Annotated in this window: 13 protein-coding genes; 9 read left to right on the forward strand and 4 right to left on the reverse strand. The window is 47.8% G+C overall.

Going from position 1 to position 16,948, the window contains the following annotated elements; all coding sequences use genetic code 11:
• Nucleotides 1-16 precede the first annotated feature (16 nt).
• On the reverse strand, nucleotides 17-3,796 hold the full coding sequence (hrpA, locus tag NIT79A3_RS12455; protein WP_156797081.1) for an ATP-dependent RNA helicase HrpA: 3,780 nt from the start codon (nucleotides 3,794-3,796) through the stop codon (nucleotides 17-19).
• A 179-nt stretch (nucleotides 3,797-3,975) separates the two neighbouring features.
• Complete coding sequence (locus NIT79A3_RS12460; protein WP_041360563.1) at nucleotides 3,976-5,187, reverse strand: IS110 family transposase; 1,212 nt, start codon at nucleotides 5,185-5,187, stop codon at nucleotides 3,976-3,978.
• A gap of 243 nt (nucleotides 5,188-5,430) precedes the next feature.
• Between NIT79A3_RS12460 and NIT79A3_RS12465 the strand changes: the two genes are divergently transcribed.
• The 4 genes from NIT79A3_RS12465 (at nucleotide 5,431) to NIT79A3_RS12480 (ending at nucleotide 10,065) form a co-directional block, all read left to right on the forward strand.
• Nucleotides 5,431-5,577 carry a hypothetical protein gene (locus NIT79A3_RS12465; RefSeq protein ID WP_156797082.1) on the forward strand — a complete coding sequence of 49 codons (147 nt, stop codon included), beginning with the start codon at nucleotides 5,431-5,433 and terminating at the stop codon, nucleotides 5,575-5,577.
• 208 nt (nucleotides 5,578-5,785) lie between these two features.
• The gene (locus NIT79A3_RS12470) at nucleotides 5,786-6,661 is read left to right on the forward strand and encodes a DUF2971 domain-containing protein (protein WP_013966541.1); all 876 of its coding nucleotides are present in this window, start codon (nucleotides 5,786-5,788) and stop codon (nucleotides 6,659-6,661) included.
• Between the two features lie 62 nt (nucleotides 6,662-6,723).
• Nucleotides 6,724-7,572: a transposase gene (locus NIT79A3_RS12475; RefSeq protein ID WP_013966542.1), complete on the forward strand. Its 849-nt coding sequence runs from the start codon at nucleotides 6,724-6,726 to the stop codon at nucleotides 7,570-7,572.
• 309 nt (nucleotides 7,573-7,881) lie between these two features.
• Nucleotides 7,882-10,065, forward strand: coding sequence for an OsmC domain/YcaO domain-containing protein (locus tag NIT79A3_RS12480; RefSeq protein ID WP_013966543.1), 2,184 nt, complete (start codon nucleotides 7,882-7,884; stop codon nucleotides 10,063-10,065).
• Between the two features lie 514 nt (nucleotides 10,066-10,579).
• On the opposite strand, the gene NIT79A3_RS12485 is transcribed toward NIT79A3_RS12480, so the two are convergent.
• Complete coding sequence (locus NIT79A3_RS12485; protein ID WP_013966544.1) at nucleotides 10,580-11,581, reverse strand: LysR family transcriptional regulator; 1,002 nt, start codon at nucleotides 11,579-11,581, stop codon at nucleotides 10,580-10,582.
• 133 nt (nucleotides 11,582-11,714) lie between these two features.
• Here NIT79A3_RS12485 and NIT79A3_RS12490 point away from each other — a divergent pair, with 133 nt between their 5' ends.
• From NIT79A3_RS12490 to sdhA, 5 genes are all read left to right on the forward strand, one after another.
• On the forward strand, nucleotides 11,715-12,584 hold the full coding sequence (locus tag NIT79A3_RS12490; protein ID WP_013966545.1) for a pirin family protein: 870 nt from the start codon (nucleotides 11,715-11,717) through the stop codon (nucleotides 12,582-12,584).
• 24 nt (nucleotides 12,585-12,608) lie between these two features.
• Entirely contained in the window at nucleotides 12,609-12,989 is a 381-nt protein-coding gene (locus NIT79A3_RS12495; protein WP_013966546.1) for a DoxX family protein, read from the forward strand.
• 320 nt (nucleotides 12,990-13,309) lie between these two features.
• Complete coding sequence (gene sdhC, locus NIT79A3_RS12500) at nucleotides 13,310-13,687, forward strand: succinate dehydrogenase, cytochrome b556 subunit (protein WP_348225624.1); 378 nt, start codon at nucleotides 13,310-13,312, stop codon at nucleotides 13,685-13,687.
• Nucleotides 13,681-14,034: a succinate dehydrogenase, hydrophobic membrane anchor protein gene (gene sdhD / locus NIT79A3_RS12505; protein ID WP_013966548.1), complete on the forward strand. Its 354-nt coding sequence runs from the start codon at nucleotides 13,681-13,683 to the stop codon at nucleotides 14,032-14,034. The genes sdhC and sdhD overlap by 7 nt, the downstream gene beginning before the upstream one ends.
• A gap of 1 nt (nucleotide 14,035) precedes the next feature.
• Nucleotides 14,036-15,799: a succinate dehydrogenase flavoprotein subunit gene (gene sdhA, locus NIT79A3_RS12510; protein WP_013966549.1), complete on the forward strand. Its 1,764-nt coding sequence runs from the start codon at nucleotides 14,036-14,038 to the stop codon at nucleotides 15,797-15,799.
• Between the two features lie 64 nt (nucleotides 15,800-15,863).
• On the opposite strand, the gene NIT79A3_RS12515 is transcribed toward sdhA, so the two are convergent.
• A complete protein-coding gene (locus tag NIT79A3_RS12515; RefSeq protein WP_013966550.1) occupies nucleotides 15,864-16,904 on the reverse strand; it encodes a transporter in 1,041 nt (346 codons plus the stop codon).
• Nucleotides 16,905-16,948: the final 44 nt, after the last annotated feature.

Raw genomic sequence — 16,948 nt, forward strand, 5'->3', positions numbered from 1 at the left:
TCAGAGGCCCCTTAAGTTATGCCCGCACACTCTCCCACAATTTCTGCAATCGTTTACTCGATACCGGGTACGGCGTCTTCAATTCCTGCGCAAAAAGCGATATGCGTAGTTCCTCAATCTGCCAGCGAAATTCATCGAGATTCTCATCAATCAGCCCGATTTTCTGATGTTTTTCCCGGCGCTGCGCATATTGCTGCCAGAGTGCGGCCACTTCCTTGCTATTTCGTTCGTCGCGTTCCAGGTTGGCGGATAGTTTCTCCAGTCGCAAGGCCATGCCTTTCACATAGCGCGGGAACTGCTGCAATCTTTTCCACGATGTATGGCTGAGAAATCCGGGATAAATCAGATTGTCGAGCTGTTCATTGAGCTCAGCTTTTACGGTGTTGTTGCGAAGCGCTGTTAATCGCCCCATCAGGATTTGATATTCACTGCCAATCTGCTGCAGCAAATTGGCGAGAGCGGCCGCGGCTTCAGGCAGGCGGCCTTTAGCGCGTTGGTGGTGTGCAGCAAATTCGGATTCGGTGCGCGGCAATGGATCATCGTTCAGCAATGCGCGATCAATGATAGCGTTCAGCATGTCTTGCTTCAGCTCGCCCGGATTCATCCGGGTCGATAATTGTAAGCTGGCTTGTTTGAGTCCCGGCAGATTCTTATCCAACTGTTTGAGCTGTTCTTTCAATGCCAAACACAATAGCCGCCTGACACCCAAGCGCATCGCCCTATCCGCCGCTTCTTGCGTATCAAATAGCCGGATAGCGCCACTGTCCGTTTGTTCGATCAGCGCCGGATAACCAGTCAGTTGCTGACCATTGCGTTTAAACGCCACTTCCGCAGGCAAATCGCCAAAATCCCACTGCGTGATGGCATCGCGCTCAATACTGATTTTTTCGTTTCCGGCATCGCGTTTTACAAATGTCATTTGTGCGGCTTTGCCGAGCTGCATTCGCAGTTCGGCGAGATTGCGGCTCATGGCCAGATCTTGTCCTGCATCATCCTTCACTTGAATATTCATCAACAGATGCGCTGGCATGTCTTTGTCTTGCCAGGTTTCTGCGGGAATCGGCAGGTTGGTTTTTCTAAGAATAAATTTTTCTAGAGCATCCCGCAGTGAGCCCTTTTGCAAAGCGTTCGATGTTCCCTGCAGAAATTCAGTGACGGATTCCGGCAATGGGACCAGGTTGCGGCGAATCTGCTTGGGTAATGCTTTTAAATACCAGGTCACTTTCTCACGAATCAAACCGGGAACCAGATAATCCAGTTGATTGGCATCCAACCGGTTGAGCAATGGCAACGGCACAGAAACGGTTACGCCGTCGAGAATATGCGTGGGTTCAAAGCGGTAAGTGAGTGGCAAAACGCTGCCGTCGGGCAATGTCATGCTTTCCGGAAACTGAACTTCCGTGACATGGCCGGCCTGATGGCGCATCAGTAATTCACGTTTCAGATAAAGCAACTGGGAATCTTGTTGCTCAGCCTGTTTCCGCCATTTTTCAAATCCCGCACCGTTGGTTATTTTTTCCGGGATGATGGTATCGTAAAAAGCAAAAATCTCTTGCTCATCAACCAGCACATCCTGCCGCCGCGCTTTATGCTCCAGTTCCTCGATTTCATGAATCAGTTCTTGATTGTGCGTGAAGAAAGGCGCTTGCGTGACGTACTCCCCGGCAACCAGCGCCGAGCGGATAAAAATCTCGCGGGATTCTTTAGGATTGATCGGGCCGTAGTGGATCGGCCGCTTGGTAACAATGATTAAGCCGTACAACGTGACACGCTCATACGCCACCACTTGCGCCTGTTTCTTTTCCCAATGCGGATCAAAATGGTGTTTCTTGCATAAATTCCCCGCAATTCTTTCCAGCCAGATCGGCTCAATCCTCGCGGCACATCGCGCATACAGCTTACTGGTCTCCACCAATTCCGCAGCGACGACCCACTTGGCTTTGCCTTTTTTGAGCACCGAGCCGGGGAAAATCGCGAACTTGATACCGCGAGCGCCCAGATATTCCCCTTCCTTCTCGGTTTTAAACCCGATATTCCCGAGCAATCCGGCCAACAAAGCGCGATGAATCTCATCATACCCGGCGGGAATTTCGTTGGGTTTTAAGCCTAATTCACTGATCAATACATGCAATTGGCCATGAATCTCACGCCACTCCCGCAAGCGCCGGTAAGATAAGAAATGCTCCCGGCATTGGTCGACCAGTTTGCGGGTTGATTTTTTATGTTTCAATAACTCATCGAAGAAATCCCATAGCTTCAGGTAAGACAGAAAATCCGAGCGCTCATCCTGAAACCGGCGGTGCGCATTATCGGCAGCCACCTGCTGATCAAATGGCCGGTCGCGCGGATCTTGCAAACTTAATGCGGCCGTGATGATCAGTATTTCGTGCAGGCAATTCTCATTCTTTGCCGCCAATATCATGCGGGCAATTTTGGGATCAATCGGGAATTTGGCCAAACGCCAGCCAATCGCCGTGAGTTGCCGGTCGTCATCAACAGCGCCCAGCTCTGCCAGCAATTGATAGCCATCGGTGATCATCCGCGGCGATGGCGGCTCCAGAAACGGAAAATCTTCCACATCGCCGATGTTGAGCGATTTCATGCGCAAAATAACGGTTGCCAGCGAAGAACGCAGAATTTCCGGATCGGTAAATTCGACGCGCCCTTGAAAATCCAATTCGGTATACAGGCGAATACAAACCCCGTTGGCTATCCGCCCGCAGCGCCCCGCCCTTTGATTCGCCGATGCACGCGAGATTTTCTCCACCAGCAACTGCTCGACCTTGTTGCGGTAACTGTAGCGGTTAACACGCGCCCATCCGGTATCAATAACGTAGTGAATACCGGGAACGGTCAATGACGTTTCGGCAACATTGGTGGCTAATACAATACGGCGGGTATCGCCGGGTTGGAATACCCGTTCCTGCTCGGCAAAGGATAAGCGCGCAAACAGCGGCAATATCTCCACGCCGGAAATGCCTGTTCGAAGGCGATCAAAATGATGCTTGCGCAGTGTCTCGGCGGTCTCCCGGATTTCGCGCTCGCCGGGCAAAAAAACCAGAATATCGCCTGAGCCCAGCATGATCAATTCATCAACCGCATTGAGGATGGCTTGTTGCATATCGCCCTCCTCCTCATCGCCGGCAACCGGCGGGTGGTAAAAGATTTCAACCGGATAGAGCCTGCCGGTCACTTCAATCACCGGCGCATTATTGAAATGCCGGGAAAAACGCTGCGCGTCGATGGTGGCGGAAGTGACAATCAGCTTGAGATCAGGCCGTTTCAGCAATAACTGACTGATATAACCGAGCAGAAAATCAATATTCAAACTGCGCTCGTGAGCTTCATCGATAATCAAAGTATCGTAAGCCTGCAACTGCGGATCACCCTGCGTCTCAGCCAGCAGAATGCCGTCCGTCATCAATTTGATATAGGAATCCGTGCTTATTTTGTCCGAAAACCGCACTTTATAACCGACTGCCTGACCCAGCGGACTATTCAGCTCAGCAGAAATACGCGCGGCCACAGTACGCGCGGCAATGCGACGCGGTTGCGTATGCCCGATCAATCCGTGCACACCGCGCTTGAGATCCAGGCAGATTTTAGGAATTTGCGTTGTTTTACCCGACCCTGTCTCGCCGGAAACAATCACGACCTGATGGCTATCAATGGCGCGTTTAATTTCTTCCCGGCGAAGATTGACCGGCAAATCTTCCGCATACGTTGGGCAGGGAAGATGGGCAAGACGCCTTGTGATGTCGTCGGGAGAGAATTTTTTATAGTGATTTCTATTCAATTGCACAGTGAGGGAGTTAAGGGATTAAGTCGCGAAAAGAGAATAATATGCTTATATTTTAAGCCATGATAAGATCGCCCCCTGTAGAATTTCCAAATAAAAAAACAATAATTCTTCATTATGGACCGGATACCAACTTGTTTTTCTTGATTCGCGACCTGAACATCCCGCTAGAATTTTCAAGTGTTTTCGTCGATTTTTTTACGTATCTCATAGGCACGATTTTGTTTCAGCATTCTGAATATAATACGGCAAAGCTGTCGGCCAAGCGCCCGAATTGCCTGATTATGTGATTTCCCCTCAATCCGTTTTTTCTCATAGTAACGCTGTGATTCAGGTACGCATTTTCGATGCTTGTCTACAGCGGCCATCATCGCGGTTTTGGCGCGTTTGTTGACATGTTGCGGTGCTTTTGAACCTCGAAACTTCCCTGAGCTGTTATCAAGGTTGGCCATTCCCAAATAGAGCGCCAGACTGCGTTCGCTAGCAAATCGATCAATGGTGCCAATCTCGCCCGCCAACTCTGAAGCACAGATCACAGCGAACCCTGGAATACTGTCAATTAACTGCGCAGCTTGGGATTCTTGCATTAACATCTTGCAACGTAATTCCAATGCTTTGATGTCGTTTTTGAGCGCCAGGATACGCCGGGCATCTTCAATGATCATCTCGCCGACCCATTCCACTTCATGACTAAATGACGCATGCGATTGCCATGCGACAATACTATCGGCGTACTTGCGGCCCACACCAGGAATCTTTAGCAAGGTAGATACGCGTAAACGCGACAGCTTGGTCAATTCATCAACGCTGGTGATAAAGCGTAAGAACCAAAGATTATCTGCATCTTTTGTGATGTCCAGCAGGCCGGGGCACACTGCGTGAAGATCGCCCTGAAGACGACTTTGCAGGCGGCTCTTTTCATCCACCAAAGCACGACGACGGCGACTCAGCCGTTTGAGCATATCGTTTTCCCGTGGTGTCGGCATGATTTCCTGAAGAACGTCTTTAGCCAATGGCAGGTGATCCCGCAGTTGGAATAGCTCCAGGCCTTTGCAAGCATCAATGCGGTCATTCTTGGCCGCAGCCGGAAAAATTTCCTTAAAGCGAGCCAGCTTCAGATTGTTGATGTTGTAGAGTTCATAACCGCGTACTTTCACCAGACTGTCCAAAGGGCGGGCATAGCCATTGTAGCCTTCCATTGCTACCGCTACCGCACCACCATGGCGTTGTCGATGATGTTCAATACGTTCAAAGAATTGTTTAAAACCTTCCGGGCGGTGGAAAATGGCAAACTCATCCAGCACATCGCCATTGGACAGGCCTATTGCTACACTGTGCTGACGACAACCTATATCAACACTGACATAAATTTGTGGGGTATTATCCATGATCATGGGGCCTCCGTACTGTTGCAACTAAACCGATAAATCATCCGTCGGTCTCGTCTACATACAGAGCCACAATCTACTGATCGGCACCATCCCGAACGACACACCGGATGACGCAGGAGGACGGGGACGGCATTTCAAGTCTAGCGAACCAGAATCCCAGCCGCTGACCCCATGAGCCACATCCCCGTCCGTTTGCTATATTAAACTATGGTTCTGTGGCCTGTCATCCTGCAAAATACGATGGTAGACACCGTTTTTCCTCGACTCGAAACGCTGATACGCCCGCTGCCGCATTATGGGCGGCAGAGTTATATTGCGTTTGATGGCCGGGAAGCGATTGAGAAAGGGATTTGGCCGATGCAGGTGCAGACGGTGATGGTTGAGTGAGAGCTGAGCGCTGAGCGCGTGATTGTGAGGGGGTTATGTTATTACGATTAGCTATTCCTGATTCTGGACCTGCTGGGCCTGATCCCGGTGGCTGCTTTCAGAAAACGTAATGATAATTCATATTAATCATGAAAATAAGACACTGCATGCAAGATTACTGGTTAGAATGTTTTATACATTAAGCTATACATATCTGGTAGATATGTAAATGAAGACTTTATATCACTACTGCTCACCATCAGCGTTTATAAGCATGATCACTGAGAGAAGTATTTGGCTTTCTGCACTATCACTCTCAAATGATTATATGGAAGGCAAAATAATGTCGAGAAGGTTCGACGCAATTTTTGAAAGAGAATCTTTAGATAAAGCCTCAGTTGCTCCAATTAGAAGTGCGATCGAGAGTCTTCCGGAACTGTTTGAGGGCCTTGCGTTTTGCCTCTCGGAGAACGGAGATCTATTAAGTCAGTGGCGAGGCTATGCATTAAATGGTGAAGGATTCAGCATCGGCTTTTCATTAGAATACTTTCATCAACTCTTATTTGGTGAGAGCGGAGAAAACAAGTCCAAAATCTATCTCAAGAAGGCCATATATGAGCCATCTGAACAAGAAAAAGCATTGCTCCCGATAATTATTAAATTGAAGGAGGAGGTAGTTGCCGGAAAACTTAAGCGCCCTAAACCGTTAACAGCTCTTGGATCCATTGGGAATCCGAATGCGGAGTTGGAGTACTCAAACAAGTTGCAGGAATACAAATCCAGGCTACTTGAACAATATCATAATATCGCCATGTCATTAGAAGACCTATATTCATTCAAGAATCCTGCGTTCTCTGAAGAAAACGAGTGGCGCCTAATATCGCACTTTACTAAAGATTCAAAAGAACAGTGCCAATTCCGAGTTTCTGAAAATCGCATTGTCCCATACCGCGAGATCAAATTACATAAACTCGGTATTCCTCCGATCAGTGAAGTAATCATCGGACCAAAAAACTCTACTCCAGAATATGTGGTGAAAAGGCTTCTATCCCAGCATGGGTTAGAAAATGTTGGTGTGCGCAGATCTGATGCAAGCTATCGATAAGTTGTATGCGCTTACACGGGGTCAGGTCGCGAACGAAGAAAAATAGATGTATACTGCAAGCCATGACAAGACCTCTCCGTTTAGAATTTCCGAATGCGCTTTACCACGTGACTTCGCGTGGAGATCGCCGCGAAGCCATTTTTGACGATGATGAGGATCGGGTAAGGTTTTTAGAAATTCTTGGGATGGTTGTGTTGGATCATAACTGGCTGTGTCATGGCTATTGTTTGATGGATAACCATTATCATCTGATCATTGAAACGCTTGACGGGAATTTGTCAAAAGGTATGCGCCAGCTCAATGGCGTTTATACCCAGGCATCGAATCGACGGCATGGACGCAGTGGCCATCTTTTTCAAGGGCGTTACAAAGCAATTCTGGTGGATAAAGATCGTTATTTGCTCGAGCTTTCCCGTTATGTTGTTTTGAATCCGTTAAGAGCCAAAGGCATGGCCAAACGGCTTGAAGACTGGCCGTGGAGCAGTTATCCGGCAATGGCGGGTGATGCTGCCAAACCTGAATGGCTGACAACGGACTGGATTTTGTCTTTATTTGGAAAGCAAAGGAGAATTGCAACGGAGAAATACCGGCAATTTGTCCTGGAAGGTGTGCAACATCAACCTGAAATATGGTCGAATTTGAAGGGACAAATTTATTTAGGGGATGCCGCTTTCGTCACTGAAATGCAGAAAAGAATCGGCAGGGAAAAGGACGATTTAAATATACCCCAGCAGCAAAAGCGGCCGATTGCAAAGCCTCTGTCTGAGATTGCAGCGCAACACGAAGACCGCAAAGCAGCGATCATTGAAGCCTACAAAACCGGTGCATACAGCCAACGAAAAATCGGGGAGTTCTATCAATTGCATCCAACGACGGTTGGGGTTATTCTTCGTAAGAACAAGGATTCTTGATTCTGGAACCATTTTTCTTGGTAATTTACCCAAGACTATTGCTGCGAAAAGCCAGATAATCCCCCAATTAAGATCAACCCGCCGACTGGCAGCCGCTAGAAACCTCAAGTAGAAAAAGGTTTAGCAGGCCGCTGAAAAACGTATTCGAGGCAGCCGATGCAAGGCAAAAACAGGCGAAAAAGCGCAGTTTATGCATGATAAATGAGCATTTTAAGCCTGTTTTTAACACCGCAGCGGCAACGCAGATAGTTTTTCAACGGTCTGTTAAAACGCTTCCGCGTTGCGGCGCATTACTCCGGAAACTATTCAATGGAAATCAAAGTTAATTTTCTCGACAATCTCAGACTTGAAGCTAAGTTTGATGATTTCACTGTCATCACTGATCAGCCTATTCGCTACAAAGGTGATGGCTCAGCACCCAGTCCTTTTGATTACTTCTTGGCTTCATCGGCGCTTTGTGCGGGCTATTTTGTACGGGTGTATTGTTTGTCCCGTGACATTCCTACTGAAAACATCAGGCTGTCGCAGAACAATATTGTTGATCCTGAAAACCGTTATAACCAAATCTTTCAAATTCAAGTGGAGCTGCCAGAAAGTATTTCTGATAAAGATCGCCAAGGTATCTTAAGATCGATTGACCGCTGTACAGTGAAAAAAGTAGTGGAAACTGGTCCTGAGTTTAAAATCGAGCCGATTAAGAACCTCGACGAAGACACACAAATCATGCTGATGGGTCAATCAGAAGGCGATTCCAGCACTTACATCTTAGGGAAAGACCTGTCACTTGAACAAACCATCTCGAACATGACGGGTATTTTGGCCGGCCTTGGCATGAAGATCGAGATTGCCTCTTGGCGCAATATCGTGCCCAATGTGTGGTCGCTGCATTTACGCGATGCCGCGTCGCCTGCGTGTTTTACCAACGGGAAAGGCGCAACCAAAGAGAGCGCGCTTTGCTCGGCGCTAGGTGAGTTTATCGAGCGACTTAACTGCAATTTCTTTTACAACGATCAGTACTTTGGCGAAGAAATTGCTAACCACGACTTTGTACATTATCCCAATGAAAAATGGTTTAAGCCGGGGCCAAATGACGAGCTGCCAGCAGGCATTTTGGATGAATATTGTTTAGACATCTATAATCAAGACGGTGAACTGTGCGGCTCAAATCTGATTGACACCAACTCGGGTTTGGTGGAGCGTGGCATATGCGCTATCCCATTTGTGCGTCAATCCGATGGAGAAACCGTGTATTTCCCGTCTAATTTGATTGAGAACTTATTCTTAAGTAACGGTATGAGTGCGGGCAATAACCTGCATGAAGCGCAAGTGCAATGTTTATCGGAAATCTTTGAACGTGCGGTAAAAAAACAAATTATTGAAGAAGAGATTGCCTTGCCGGACGTACCGCAACACATGCTTGAAAAGTACCCAAGCATCTTAGAGGGTATTAACGCCCTGGAACAGAATGGTTTCCCTGTGGTGATTAAAGATGCTTCATTAGGCGGCCAATTCCCAGTGATGTGTGTGACGCTGATGAACCCCAAAACGGGGGGTGTATTTGCATCATTCGGTGCCCATCCAAGCTTTGAAGTGGCGCTGGAACGCAGTCTGACTGAGCTATTACAAGGCCGCAGCTTTGAAGGGCTAAATGATGTGCCACGACCAACCTTTAATAGCCTGGCAGTGACAGAGCCGGAAAATTTTGTTGAGCACTTTATTGATTCAACGGGTGTGATCTCTTGGCGCTTCTTTAGTAGCAAGCATGACTATGAATTCTGCGAGTGGGATTTCTCAGGCACCAACGAAGAAGAAAAGGATCGTTTATTGGACATTCTGAAGGGATTGGGCAAAGAAGTTTATATTGCCAATTTTAATGACCTGGGCGCCACAGCTTGCCGCATCCTCGTGCCGGATTATTCGGAAGTGTATCCAATTGAAGACCTTATTTGGGACAACACCAACAAGGCGCTGGATTACCGCGAAGATATCTTGAATATTCACTCGCTGAGTGATGATGCCTTGGCGAGTTTGGCGGCGCGTTTAGAAGAAAGTCAGCTGGATAACTACACGGACATTAGAACCCTGATTGGAATTGAGTTCGATGAAAATACGGTTTGGGGAAAGCTGACCATTCTTGAGCTGAAAATTCTTATCACCCTTGCCTTAGGCAAGCATGATGAGGCCATTGAATTAGTAGAAGCGTTCTTGCAATACAACGACAACACCGTAGAGCGCGGCTTGTTCTATCAAGCAGTTCATGCCGTACTTGAGATCACCTTGGACGAAACATTGGCGCTTGAGCATTTTATCGGCAACCTAAATAGAATGTTCGGTAAAAAAACCATGGACAATGTGATCGGCTCTGTAACTGGCGAAGTGAAATTCTTTGGCCTAACCAAAACCAGTATGAAGCTAGAAGGTTTAGACAAGCACTTAAGACTAATCGGAAGCTACAAAAAGCTTCATCAAGCCCGCGAGGCGAATAAAGCATAGCGGGTTAAGTCACTTGAAATTCCGGGGATACAATACTTAATTGTGCTGAAATTCAATCAAACTCAAAACAAATGGGATCGGGTACGGAATCGTGGATATGGATTACAAAACAAAAATTCATGCAATACATCGAAAATATTCTCAGTTCTAGACCTGAACATCCCGCTAGAATTTTCAAGTGTTTTCGTCGATTTTTTTACGTATCTCATAGGCACGATTTTGTTTCAGCATTCTGAATATAATACGGCAAAGCTGTCGGCCAAGCGCCCGAATTGCCTGATTATGTGATCCAATCCCACAACGCATCATTGTTGCGAGTTTACCAACTATTGCCTATAGCTCTGAATGCTCTGGTATCTCTGCATCTATTCGAAGCGTTATTTGCTTTTTCTTTCCGCTTCCTCGCGGCTTTCTTGGTGTTCGCCGGAATTGCAGCAATTCGTTATCTGTTAAATGCCGTCGGGATATTCAGGTCGCGAATTGAGAAAATAAATGGGGTTGCGATCCAATAAAGTCAGCTCTCTTCTGAATTGGTGTAATTAAACTGATCACTATTATCTTGCAGCATGATCGAATCGGCGCTTTTTAACGCATGCTTATCGTCTTGTAAACACAAATCCCAATAAGGCAATCCTTCAAATCGGTTGACCAGAAAATCGACAAATGCCCTTACGCGTTGCGAGAGGTGGCGTGTTTGCGGGTAAATGGCATAGGCGGCGAGCTGTGAAAATTGGTATTCGGTTAAAAGCGGGATCAATGCACCACTTTCAATTGCTTTATACACGATAAATGTCGGCATCAGCACGATGCCCAATCCATCGACGGCGGCATCGCGAAGAAATTCGCCATTGCTGGCTTTTAGATAAGGGGTTATTTTGGTTTTGATTAACTGTCCTTCAGTGTCGTGCAAATTCCAGTTTTCAGAATTGCTGATCAGGTTGTAGACCAAACACTGGTGTTTGGTTAATTCTCCCGGCGATTGGGGGGTGCCATTGCGTTCGAGGTAAGCCGGGCTTGCGCACATCACGGCTTGAATTGGGGCGAGACGGCGTGCGATCAGGCTGGAATCCGGCAAGCTGGCGATGCGAATGGCCAGATCAAAGCCCTCTGCCAGAATATCTACTTGGCGATCATTAAAATCCAAGTCAAATCCAATGCCGGGGTGCGTCTGTAAAAACGCACTGATCGCAGGACCCAGATGCATCAAACCAAAACTTAGCGGCACGGCTACTTTCAAGCTGCCTTTTAAGGCGCCGTGGAATTGTGACGTGGCATGTTCGGCTTCGAGGATATCGGCAAGGATGCGTACAGATTGTTGATAAAAAGCACGCCCGCTATCGGTCAAATTCATTTGCCGGGTGGTGCGATGAAATAATTCAACACCGAGATGTTCCTCGAGTTCTTTCAAACGCCGGCTAACCACTGATTTGGCTACATCCATACGATCGGCCGCGCCGCTAATGCTACCGGCTTCAACGACGCGCACAAACGCGCTCATATTTTCAAATCGGTCCATTGGATTATCTTTTTATCGTTGCTAATAACAGAACAGTTATTTCTTCTGATGGCTATTTATTCTTATTATCGCAACTATGATAATACTTCCAGCAAACACGTCATAACGATTTTTTACCGAAAAGGAGAAAATGATGAATACAGCCGTTAGCGCGACACGATTAATTCCCGCAGTGGCAGTACCGGAAGGCGCCGGTGTTACGGTGCACCGTACGATCGGCACGCCAGCTTTGCGCAATTATGATCCATTCCTGTTATTGGATCACATCAGCAGTAATAACCCGGAGGATTATATTGCCGGTTTTCCGTCCCATCCGCATCGCGGGTTCAGTACATTCACGTATATCATTGATGGTCATATGGCGCATCAGGATAGTATGGGCAATACCGGCGATCTGGGTCCAGGTTCCGCGCAGTGGATGAAGGCCGCCAGCGGTGTTATCCATTCCGAAATGCCAAAACAGGAAAACGGTTTGTTACGCGGATTTCAACTGTGGATTAATTTGCCCGCAGCCAATAAGCTGGATCATCCTGAGTATCAGGAATATTCCGCAGCAGCCTTTCCTGTAGTGGAAACACCCGATTATAGGCTGAAAGTGTTAATCGGCCATTTTGCCGATGCGATCGCGCCGATTGTGGATCGCATTACCGATGTGTCTTATTTGGATGTGCAGGTAAAACCCGGCAAGCATTTCCAGCATCGACTGCCGATGGAGAACAATAGCTTTCTGTATGTGTTCGAGGGTGATGGGCAGCTCAATGAGCAAATGGTGCCACTGCATTCCCTCGTTATATTGGAGTCGGATGACCATTCGTTCGATTTTGTTGCAGGAAAAACGAGGGCACGTTTTGTCGTCGTGAGCGGCAAACCGATTCATGAGCCGATTGTTCAATACGGACCATTCGTGATGAATACCCGAGAACAAATTGATCAGGCGATGAAAGATTTTCAGTCAAATAATTTTGTGCGTGATCGTGCGTGGATCAAGCGCGATAAAAAATGATTAACCAATTTTAAGGAGATTCAAATGGAAAAAATCAGTCAATTCGTAGCACGGCTATTTCTGGGGCAGATCTTTTTGCTTTCCGGTATTTTTAAAATTGGCGGATATGAGGGCACGCAAGGCTATATGGAAGCGATGGGCGTGCCGGGTATGCTATTGCCGCTGGTGATAGTAATTGAAGTGGGCGGTGGTTTGGCGATCATTGCGGGATGGCAGACCAAGTTAGTCTCGATTGCATTGGCAGCATTCACGGTTGTCGCTGCTGTAATCTTTCATAATAACTTTTCCGATCAGATGCAGATGATTATGTTTATGAAGAATATTGCGATAGCGGGCGGCCTTATATTATTGGCTGTGCATGGTGCGGGTGGATACAGTCTGGATGGCCGCCGTAGCAAGTCATAAGGGCATTACTAAAAATCCAAATTTTGTCACAACACTTTGTTGCTTACAAAAAATGTTTCCTTGCATATCAAACATATGCTGTGTAACCATTTTTTGCACGTGCCTCGTTTTGTTTAGAACTTTGAATTTTTAGAAGCGCCTATAAGAAATTCAGATAAACTACATTGTTCTAGAACCCGGCTGTGTGCAGCCGGGTTTTTCATTGGCGATAGCTTGTATCATGCGGCATAACAGACTAAACTTGGCTCCGTTATTTACTGTTTAAGCCGAATTTTGGCGATTGAATTTTCTACTTTAGAATCTCCCGCATGGAAGCGAAATTGCAAAATAAACGCCCCAAGCATCTGAATCTCTTCAAGATCAAGCAGCCTTTGCCGGCTGTGGTTTCAATTTTGCATCGCATCAGTGGTGCTTTGCTGTTCTTTCCCGGTATCCCATTAGTACTGTATAGCCTGCAAACGCTGCTGCAATCTCCACAAAGTTTTGAAACTTTACAGGATTGTTTGCGCGACCCAGTCACCAAAGTGATGTTGTTGCTCCCAGTATGGTTTTTTATGCATCATTTGTGCGCAGGCATTCGTCATCTGGCGTTGGATCTGCATATCGGCGTCATGTTGCCGCAGGCGCGCATGGGAAGTATGTTGGTAGTGGCGGCGGGTATCTTGCTCACTGTGCTGATAGGGGCGATGCTATGGTAAAGCAACCCAAGCGTGCTGTAACGGGCGCACACTACGGTTTGAAGGATTGGCTGGCACAGCGCGTGACAGCTGTTTTGATGACGCTTTATCTCATTGGACTGGCCGGTGCTTTATACATTGCTGCGCCGCAAGATTACGCGGCATGGAAGGACCTATTCAGTCACCAAGTGATGCGCATCGCGACCTTGGTGTTTTTCATTTGCGTTTTCTGGCATGCCTGGGTCGGGATGCGTAATATTCTGATGGATTATGTGCACCCCGTGGCAATCCGCCTAACCGTGCAAATTCTGGTAATTACCGCCTTGCTGTTTTATCTGGTGTGGACTGCTGACATATTGTGGAGTTGATGTGGCAATAACCAAACGAAAATTTGATGTAGTCATTGTTGGCGCAGGTGGCGCCGGAATGCGCGCTGCGTTGCAGTTGTCCGAAGCGGGGTTGAAAGTGGCGGTGTTGTCCAAGGTTTTTCCTACACGCTCGCATACCGTCTCAGCACAAGGGGGGATTGCCGCTTCGCTGGGAAATGTCACCGAAGACAACTGGCACTGGCATATGTATGACACGGTAAAAGGTTCGGATTACCTGGGCGATCAGGATGCCATCGAATTCATGTGCCGCCAGGCCAATGAAGTGGTCTATGAACTGGAACATTTCGGCATGCCATTCGATCGTCTGGAGAATGGTAAAATTTATCAACGTCCGTTTGGTGGACAATCGCAGAATTTTGGCGGGGCGCAGGCCACACGTTCTTGTGCGGCGGCTGACCGCACCGGTCATGCGCTGTTGCATACGCTGTATCAACGCAACGTGAGCGCCAATACACAGTTTTTTATCGAATGGATGGCGCTCGATCTGATCCGCGATGAGCAGGGCGATGTGCTGGGTGTGACCGCGATGGAAATGGAAACAGGCGAGATTTTGGTCTTACAGGCCAGAGCCACCTTGTTTGCTACCGGTGGCGGCGGGCGGATTTTTCAAGCCAGTACCAATGCCTTAATCAATACCGGTGATGGTCTTGGGATTGCCGCACGGGCTGGCATTCCGCTGGAAGACATGGAATTCTGGCAATTTCATCCTACCGGTGTCTATGGTGTGGGCGTGTTGATCAGTGAGGCGGTGCGCGGCGAGGGCGGTTATTTGCTGAATAGGAACGGCGAACGTTTTATGGAACGTTACGCGCCTAACGCCAAGGATCTGGCCAGCCGTGACGTGGTTTCACGCGCCATGACGACGGAAATGAAGGACGGGCGTGGTTGCGGCGAGGAGAGTGATCATTTGTTGTTAAAACTCGATCATCTGGGTGCTGAAATCATCAAAACCCGGTTACCGGGTATCCGTGAACTCGCGATTAAATTTGCCCATGCCGATCCGATCAATGAGCCGATCCCGGTCGTGCCCACCGCGCATTACATGATGGGCGGCATTCCGACCAATTACTTCGGTCAAGTAGTGGCGCCGTATAAAACCGGCCCGGAAGAAATTGTCTCCGGTTTTTACGCGGTGGGAGAGTGCGCTTGTGTATCCGTGCACGGCGCCAATCGCTTGGGTACCAATTCGCTGCTCGACCTGGTGGTATTTGGCCGTGCCGCAGCCAATCAGATTATTGAGGATTTGAAAACCAATCCACATCACAAGCCGCTGCCGGAGAATGCCGCGGATAAAACACTGACTCGCCTGGATCGCCTGGAGAATCAGAAAGACGGTGAGAGTGTTGCGCAGGTGGGTGCCGCCTTGGCTAAAACGATGCAGACGTATTGCGGAGTTTTCCGTTTTGAAGACATGCTGCAAAAAGGTGTGGAAAAAATTCTTGAGGTCGGCGAGCGGATTGGCCATATGGAAATCAAGGATAAAAGCAAAGTGTTTAATACCGCACGGATCGAAGCGCTGGAACTGGACAACTTAAAAGAAGTTGCTACAGCCACGATGATCTCCGCCGAAGCTCGGCGTGAAAGCCGCGGCGCGCATGCGCGCGATGATTATCCCGAACGGGATGATGTCAAATGGTTAAAACATACGTTGTTTTTCAGTGAAGATAATCGGTTGGATTACAAGCCGGTGCGGTTGAAACCGATAACGGTAGAATCTTTCCCGCCGAAAGCTAGAACTTATTAGGTTTCATAACTTTGTTTTGGTTCTGAAGACAGCAGCCTTTTCTATTCTTGGGATGGTTGCGTAATCAATTCTGAGAAGCTACTAACAGTTTTGATCCAATCGGTATCGTCAGCGTGAGCCAAGCATTCCAGCCTTCTGGCCGGTTTTGGGCATCGAATTCCTTGTAACCTCTAATATTCAAGTGGACTTCCCGTTTGCCTATGGTGAACTGATAACCCGCTTGTGGGCCAATGCCAACGACGCGCGACTTAAAATCGCCCAGGAGTGCGCCTGATCCGCTGTCTCCGGTAATTTGATGATAAAAGTAGCCGACCAACCCGGCATGCCAATTTTTTGACAAGAACTGCGAAGCGCTCCAATCAAGGTGCAGGTTATTGCCATTACGGTATTGAGTGCCATGGTTCTCAAAGTTACGGGTGAATCCTGCAACTACCGAGAACTCACGACCATTCTGCATATTGAAGTAGGTGTAGCCGCCACCAATGTCTACTGACCAGTGGTTGATTCCTAGGTTTGTCAGATGCCCTACCTTATAATTACCGACAGGAACTCCCAACATCGTGTAGGTCATGAAATTGTGGTCGACAGCATTCCAGCGAATAGTGCCAAAAGGATAGAGATCTCCGATACCGGTGAGAGAAGTGTGATCATTGCGTGACAAAACATTTCCATTCGGACCCGCCAGAGTCGCATCGGCTGAGACATCATTACGTCCAAATGTCCCGGTTATACTGATCGCTGCCTGACCACCAAGCACGGAATCGGAAAAGGTGTACGTTGGTGTAAGAAATAGTAGATGGCTACGGGCACTTACACCTGTTTCTATTCTGCCGCCAATCTCGAAATTCTTGCCCGTGGCTGTACTTGTAGAAGCATGATGGTAAGCTAACGATAGAGACAAACCCGGTTTTGTCAGCGTAGCGGCGAGATTGCCAAATTGTCCCGGCAGCCAAAAACTCGCGCCGCCTTCATCGGCTTGTGTTTCTGGAGATGCGGCTATGCATGCGAACGCTATCATTAACGTTAAACTAAATGATAAGGTTTTGTTTTGTCTGATGGTATCAACGATAATCGAAAACTGGCCCATTTGTAGAGATGCGTGCAAGCTCAATTTGCTCCGGCTGGTTAAACATGGTAAGTATGAAATAG

Origin of the sequence: Nitrosomonas sp. Is79A3, from assembly GCF_000219585.1 — a bacterium.
Classification (GTDB): Bacteria; Pseudomonadota; Gammaproteobacteria; order Burkholderiales; family Nitrosomonadaceae; genus Nitrosomonas.

What these genes read in the sequence shown, in the direction of transcription:
- NIT79A3_RS12480 (WP_013966543.1), top strand. Translation starts at nt 7,882, where the DNA reads ATGGAAATCAAAGTTAATTTTCTCGACAATCTCAGACTTGAAGCTAAG.
- NIT79A3_RS12460 (WP_041360563.1), bottom strand. Translation starts at nt 5,187, where the DNA reads ATGGATAATACCCCACAAATTTATGTCAGTGTTGATATAGGTTGTCGT.
- NIT79A3_RS12470 (WP_013966541.1), top strand. Translation starts at nt 5,786, where the DNA reads ATGAAGACTTTATATCACTACTGCTCACCATCAGCGTTTATAAGCATG.
- sdhD (WP_013966548.1), top strand. Translation starts at nt 13,681, where the DNA reads ATGGTAAAGCAACCCAAGCGTGCTGTAACGGGCGCACACTACGGTTTG.
- NIT79A3_RS12490 (WP_013966545.1), top strand. Translation starts at nt 11,715, where the DNA reads ATGAATACAGCCGTTAGCGCGACACGATTAATTCCCGCAGTGGCAGTA.
- NIT79A3_RS12475 (WP_013966542.1), top strand. Translation starts at nt 6,724, where the DNA reads ATGACAAGACCTCTCCGTTTAGAATTTCCGAATGCGCTTTACCACGTG.
- NIT79A3_RS12495 (WP_013966546.1), top strand. Translation starts at nt 12,609, where the DNA reads ATGGAAAAAATCAGTCAATTCGTAGCACGGCTATTTCTGGGGCAGATC.
- NIT79A3_RS12485 (WP_013966544.1), bottom strand. Translation starts at nt 11,581, where the DNA reads ATGGACCGATTTGAAAATATGAGCGCGTTTGTGCGCGTCGTTGAAGCC.
- NIT79A3_RS12465 (WP_156797082.1), top strand. Translation starts at nt 5,431, where the DNA reads ATGGTAGACACCGTTTTTCCTCGACTCGAAACGCTGATACGCCCGCTG.